Raw genomic sequence first — 6,255 nt, forward strand, 5'->3', positions numbered from 1 at the left:
TGACCTGCAGCATGCGGCGCAACTGCTGTGTCACTGACCAGCGACTATCGGACGTCTTGGATGAGCTCGACAGCTTCGTGCATCCCGTACAGGTCTCGTAGTGTTGTGAGGAAATCGTCGATCGAAATCGGTGGGTTCTGCCGGCGCTGGGTCAGTTTGACCACCGCCTCCAATGCCGCCTGCGGCGAGACAGCCACTGTGTTGGCTGCGAACTCGCTCGGTACTGCGATCTCGATGCCGTGCGGGATCTTGTCCTGTGGGAAGTCTTTGAGATTGACCGTCACGATGGCGCCTGCATGACCTGCGACAGCGGCCGCGACGACATGCTCGTCATCGGGGTCTGGCAGCCCGAACGTGCCTTCGTAGGGCTCCCAGTTCGGGACCTCGGCATCATCGAAATTGCTACGCATCTGCTCGATGAGATGTGCTGCGCGTCGCTGCGCTTCGGCCCGAGCGAAACCGCGGTCCTCCGCGAGCTTCTCGATCTCGTGATAGTGGAGCTCATCGAGGATCGCGCTACTCCAGAGCGGGCGATAGAGATTCTCCACGGCAAGGCTGAGGAGGAAGTCTCGCTGTCTGCTGGGCCAGAGGACGCAAGTATCGAGGAGTGCGGTGAACACTCCTCGATACTCTCAGAGACCGGCGGCCTGCCGCCTCTGTTCGGCGCGTTGCCTCCGGATCCGCTTAAGCCGCTCGTTCACGGCTGCTGGATCCTCGTCGTCGCTCACATCCAGCGATGTGTCCGCGATCGCCTGGTACTGCCGCTGGCGACGTGCTTCACGATAGGCCAGCAGATCCTTCAGCAGAATCTTGCGGCGGCTACCAACCCGCTCGAAGGGAAGGTCCCCGGAATCGGTCAACCTCACAACAGTGGGCCGGCTGACGCCGAGCAGATCTGCGGCTTGCTGGGTCGTCAACTTCGGCACGGTCGGTGAGATCGTGACCGCCTTGCCCGCGGTCAGCGCTGCCACCGCTTGTACAAGCACCTTATGGAGCGCCTCGGGAAGCTCGATCTGGTCGTGCTCCTCGGCGCCCGCAAGGAAGTACCGAGGCTCCGGGCGCTCTCCAGTCTTTCCTTCGTGTGCGCTGAGGAAGCTGGCGACCGTCGCCAACTGCTCCTGCTCTTCGGGCAGGTACGTCTGCGACTCGAGTAGTTCAGCAGCCATGACGACCTCCGTTTTCGCACGTTGCGAACCACCTTTCGCAACGTGCGAATATCATCGCACACCTTGAGGTGTTTAAACAAGCTGCTGAGCGTGGGGTCGGTGCCGCAACTAGCGCCCGTTGATACTGTATGCCAGCTGAGTCGGTTGTAAGGTGTCAGATTTGATGTAGCACCTGACGCAGGCAGCCGATTTGGCGATGCAGGACGGCGTGCTAGACACAGGCGGTGCTACAGGACAGACGCACGATAGGGGCCATGCGAGACACGGTCTGCTTGCTGAACGCTCGATCTAGACGAGGCCTATCGATCAGTCACGCGGAGTGATACGTCTCTCGTTGGAACAGAACAATCTCGCCGCTGGGTTGCGGTCAGCCCCAGAAGACGTTCGTGGGGTCGCGGTCGATCTCGGTTAGTAGGTCATCGATACTTCGCGACGGGGCGAGTCGGCCGTAGGTGTGGAAGTGCTGGTGGCGGTCGGCCCAGTACAACGTCCACGACTTGTCAGCGGCGTTGTACTGCAGACGAGCTAGTCCAAACCGGCCCGAGGTTCTCGTGCGATGGCGGGCGTCGTTCCACGAGCGTCAGGTGGCGCGGAGCGAGCTCGCACTCGATGCGCAATTGGTCACGGACGTGCGCCGGGACTCGTGCGGCGCACCATCGCTGTGCTCGTGCGATGTCCATTTCGGGAAGAGGCATTTCAGATCACCAATTGTCGGACGTGCCTCAGCAGTCGGCGTTCGGCGACTTGGCTGATCGGTTAGCGGAGAGCAGGAGTCTGGCTGGCAGCGTCGATGGAACCATGCAGGTGGGCGACCGTCATACGTCAGGCCCGACCCGACGAGGTCGGTAGGGCCTGGCCGATCGCCGGACGTGGCGATGTCAGTCTGGCTGCGGTAGTGAGACGGGCTGTGCCGGTACCTCAGCTATGCCCGCTCCGTCGGGCGATCGTTCGGCAATCTCGGATGTCAGGGTGGCGACCATCTTCGTGAGCCGGGCGTGTTGACGACATCGTTCGACTGCCTTCGCAGGTGGCGCGTCTCCGAGGATCGAGTGAGCGTGGATCTGGTAGCGCTCCCTGTACGCGGCGATGTCGCGGGCAAGCTCGGCGAGTTCCCGACCTGGCGTCGTGCCGGCAAGGCGACTCATTTCGCCGTACCAGCCTGGTGGTTTGGCGAAGAGGTCGTCGGCGAGCCAGATGGCGCGTTCGATGATCTGGGATTCGAGTTCGCGGAGGGGCCGGATCAGTTCGGGGTTGCTGACGTGGGTAGCCGGCGTGACGAGGCCGACGATCTGTGCCGAGTGGCGCCCTGCGCGGCGCAGCGATCGGTAGATCAGGCGTTCCACTCTGCTGTGGATGACTGCGGCGACGTCGTCGGCGGTTGTGAGCGGTGATTGGTTGACGGCGCGGTGGAGTACGTCGGCGACGTTCAGGCCGGCGTTTTCGGCGCGGCGGAGTTCGGCGATGAGCGGGCCGTAGGCGGGGGAGGCTTGGAGCGCTGCCTGGTCTGCTGGGTCGAGTCCGGAGGCGGCGATGGCGGGTTGGTAGCGCCTCTTGGCGTCGAGTTGGCACAGGTGTTCGTGGATCGGGACGAGCCGGTCGAGGCGCGTGGCGTTGTCGAGTTCTTGGCGCATCACCTCGTGCGCAGATCGTTCGACGCCAGGATCATTGATGACGGCTTCGAGGACGTCCTGCATGGTCTGCTCGGGGTGAGGTTCGTGGAGGTCCGAGTTCGTCTGGTGGGTAGCGACGTAGGCGTTGTTGGACCTGCGGCCGCGGGTCATGCCGACGTACATCAGGGCTCGGGTGAGCTGCTCAGTCGCGAGTAGGTGGGCGGTGTCTACGGTGGCGCCTTGGGCTCGGTGGGCCGTGGTGGCGTAGGCGAGTTCGACAGATTCTTGGACGTAGGCGCTTGGCAGGGTGACAGTTTCGCTGTTGCGGTTTTGGACGGTGAGGGAGCCGTCGGACCAGCGGTGGATGACGGTCCAGTGGTCGCCGTTCTTCACGAACTGGCGGTGGCCGTAGGGGAGGCGGCGGTTGTTGAGGCGGGTGACGATGTGGTCGCCGAGGCCGACGTGGTTGCCGTTGTGGAGTTCGATGCCGTCGGGTTCGACCTCGCCGGTGGTCATGCGGTCGAGGCGGGCGCGGGCGTTGAGGCGTGCGACGGTGGTGTTGTCGGCGGCGATGAGCAGGCTGGTTCGGCCGGTGCGCGTGTCGGCGAGCCAGGCCTTGTACGCGGCGTCCTCCATCTCGTCGCTGGAGCCGGCGGTGAGTCGGCTGTGGTTGTCGTAGGCGTCGATGGCGGTGAGGTCTCCGCTGCGGAGGGCGAGGCTGGCGTCGCGTTCCCACGGGTTGGAGAAGCGCCAGACGTCGGTGAGTTCGGCGGCCTGGGTGTCTTTGGCGACGAGGCGGAACGCACCGCCGGTGTCGGCGGCGGATAGTTGTGCGTCGTCGCCGACGAGCAGGAGTTTGGCGCCGGCGGTGTTGGCTGCGCGGGCGATAGTGGCCAGTTCCATGGTGCTCGCCATGGAAGCTTCGTCGATGATGACGAGCTGGTTCTTGTGGAAGCCCCATCGATCGCGGTCGGCTCTCAGGGCTGCGAGCTGCCCGATCAATCGCTGATGCCGATGACGGCGACGAGTTCGGTGGGCGAGGCTGGCGGCGTGTTCGGTCTGCAGGATCTGGTCACGGCGTTGTTCGGCTCCGAGCCCGGCGGATTCATAGATCCATTTCGCGATGTTCTCAGCAGCGGTGCCGATGGCGTCGGCCAGGACTGTCGAGGCGGCTGACGATGGTGCGAGAGCGATGACAGATCCGTCGCCGTACTCGGCTTCCCAACTGGCGGCGAGGGCGGACAAGAGGCTGGTTTTGCCGGTGCCGGCTGGGCCGATCAGGGCTTCGAGCTTCTGGCCGCTGGTGGCGATCCTGCGGAGTGCGGCGGCCTTGTCGGGGCTGAGACCGGCCGTGTGGATAGTGGCGAGGGCGATGGTGGGTCCGGTGGTGTCGCAGGCGAGGTCGAGCAGGATTGCTTCGGCGCCGAGGATGACGGGTGAGGTGTAGATCTGGCCGTTGTGGACGGTGAACACGTTCTCGCCGCTGGCGCGCGTGACGGGGATGGTCACGAGGTCGGGTGTGGTGAGGCTGATCGAGTGTTGCTCGGCGCGTTCGACGATCGCCTGCAGCGCGGCGAAGCGGTCGTTCGTGGAGACGAATCTGAGCAGCCGGGTTTGGCGTGCGGCCTCGGCGAGGAGGTTCCAGCGCGTCCAGGTCGCGCGCTTGGTGTGCAGTGTCAGGACGGCCGCGGCGCCGTACGCGTCGAGCGTTTCCGGGCTCAGGTCTGCCGCCGCCAACGGGCGCTCGCCGGCTGCGTTGAGGGACCGTTGGATGGCGGCGACGGCGTCATGCCCGATCGCTTGGTCGGCGCGTTTGCGCCACTGCGCCATCAGCACCGCAAGGGGTTGGGCGAGGTGCTTGGATGGGCGGTTCATCAGGGTCGCTTGCTGCCGTAGGGCGTACATTTCGCGGCGGTCGGGTGGGTGGATCTGGTCGGTGCGATCGTCGAGAAGGGCGCCGAGGTTGGCTTCGATCTGTGCGGTTCTGGCCGAGAACTCGCGGATCAGTTCGTCGGGAACGGCGTCGATTTCGAACGCCGGATTCCGCCGGGAACCGCGTTCGCGCAGCTCCCAATTCACGCCCAGACGCCTGGTTAGGTGGTCGGCCAGGAGCACGTTGTGGATCTCCGACATCGCCACCGCGGCTCGGTACAGCACCCGCCCATCCAGGGTCCGCCAAGCACCGTCCGGGCCCTGTACGCGGTTCGCTACAACCATGTGGGTGTGCAGTTGGGGATCGCCGCTGCGGCTGTCCCAGTGATCGAACGCCGCCGCGATCAACCCGCGGGTATCCAGTTGCGCGATACCGCCATCGCCGCTCCTGGTGAACGCCGCGTGCTGCTCGATCAGTGACAGCACGTCAGCGACAGCCTCGTGATGGGCAGCAACGATCTGCTCCTGCGTGCCGACATCGGCAGTCGCCCACAGCGCCGAGACCGATTTGACCGGCGAGAACGTGAGGTCGAAACCGGCGACAGCCCGTCGGGACTTCTTCCGCATCTCTTCCTGGCGAATCTGCGTCACTGCACGTTCGCGTTCGGAGTCAGACAGAGCTGGGGCGAGGTCGCGGATCCGCTCGCGGATGCGCTCCTCAGGGCTCTTGAAAACGCGATACGGCTCGCCGAGAGGCCGGCCGGTCAGCGGATCCTCCGCACGCCCGAAGAGCGCAGCCATCTGAGCCTCGGTCACCTCGTTTCCGGGCGGCAACTTGCCATCGCCCAGGCCGCTGAGACCCTGGCCCATCCAACGGCCCCGCGGGTATCCAGACGCGGTGTAGTACGCCGTCAACGGCGTGGCCATCCGCCGGTCAACGTCTCCTGCAGCGACGTGCTGAAGCAGGTACTGGTAGCCCTCTCCGGCGTTCAACCGGTGGATACTCAGCACAGTTGCCCGCCCAAAACGTCGCGGTACTGTGGGTTCGCCAAGTCGGTCATGCAGGCTCAACGGCTGAGCGGTCACGAGTCTGATCCCTACGGTGCTCGCAATGCCGACCGGTGGTGAGTCCTATTCGACTGTCACCAATCCTCGGTGCTCAACGTTTGGCGTTGGTTGTGGTCGTTGTCAGGGCTGCTGTGGTGGTGTGGGGTGTTCGTGCTCCTCATTGCGAAACAGCGTCACGCCATCGACCAGAACCGGGCCGGTCGTGCCGGGATCGCACCGCGATCGGCGACGGAAACCACTCTCCGCCTACCCGCATCGGATGCGGGATCGTCGCATCAGATGCGAGTCGCTGTGAACAACCTCAACCCAGCAAAGGATCGTGGTTCCCGACCGACGCGAAGTCCGATAACGTCAAACCCGCGCGGCGACAAACGACTCCCCGCTGACCAGCAGGAACGTCAGAAACCCGCCACATCTCGCACCGTAGCCAGATCGCATCTTGAACCGTCCCGGGTTTGGTGCGCCCTCGGTTATGTGAGTGCGACCGGTTGGTCGTCTCGGGTTTGTGCATAGTAGTCGGCCTCGGCTTCGGCGGGTGG

General features: G+C 64.6%; 3 protein-coding genes and 1 pseudogene. All 4 read right to left on the reverse strand.

The window, feature by feature from the left end:
- Positions 1-44: 44 nt before the first annotated feature.
- The 4 genes and pseudogenes from E0H50_RS41710 to mobF all read right to left on the reverse strand — a co-directional run bounded on the left by E0H50_RS41710 (position 45) and on the right by mobF (position 5,734).
- Positions 45-620: a PIN domain-containing protein gene (locus E0H50_RS41710; RefSeq protein WP_131296765.1), complete on the reverse strand. Its 576-nt coding sequence runs from the start codon at positions 618-620 to the stop codon at positions 45-47.
- 12 nt (positions 621-632) lie between these two features.
- Positions 633-1,166, reverse strand: coding sequence for a helix-turn-helix domain-containing protein (locus tag E0H50_RS41715; RefSeq protein WP_131296767.1), 534 nt, complete (start codon positions 1,164-1,166; stop codon positions 633-635).
- A 367-nt stretch (positions 1,167-1,533) separates the two neighbouring features.
- A pseudogene (locus E0H50_RS44675) lies at positions 1,534-1,861 on the reverse strand (DUF3024 domain-containing protein).
- A gap of 183 nt (positions 1,862-2,044) precedes the next feature.
- A complete protein-coding gene (gene mobF, locus E0H50_RS44360; RefSeq protein ID WP_337590398.1) occupies positions 2,045-5,734 on the reverse strand; it encodes a MobF family relaxase in 3,690 nt (1,229 codons plus the stop codon).
- Between the last annotated feature and the right edge of the window lie 521 nt (positions 5,735-6,255).

The organism is Kribbella sindirgiensis, assembly GCF_004331435.1.
In the GTDB taxonomy this organism is placed as follows: Bacteria; Actinomycetota; Actinomycetes; order Propionibacteriales; family Kribbellaceae; genus Kribbella; species Kribbella sindirgiensis.

Excerpts from the sequence above, each read along its gene's own strand:
- E0H50_RS41715 (WP_131296767.1), bottom strand. The coding sequence starts at position 1,166 with ATGGCTGCTGAACTACTCGAGTCGCAGACGTACCTGCCCGAAGAGCAG.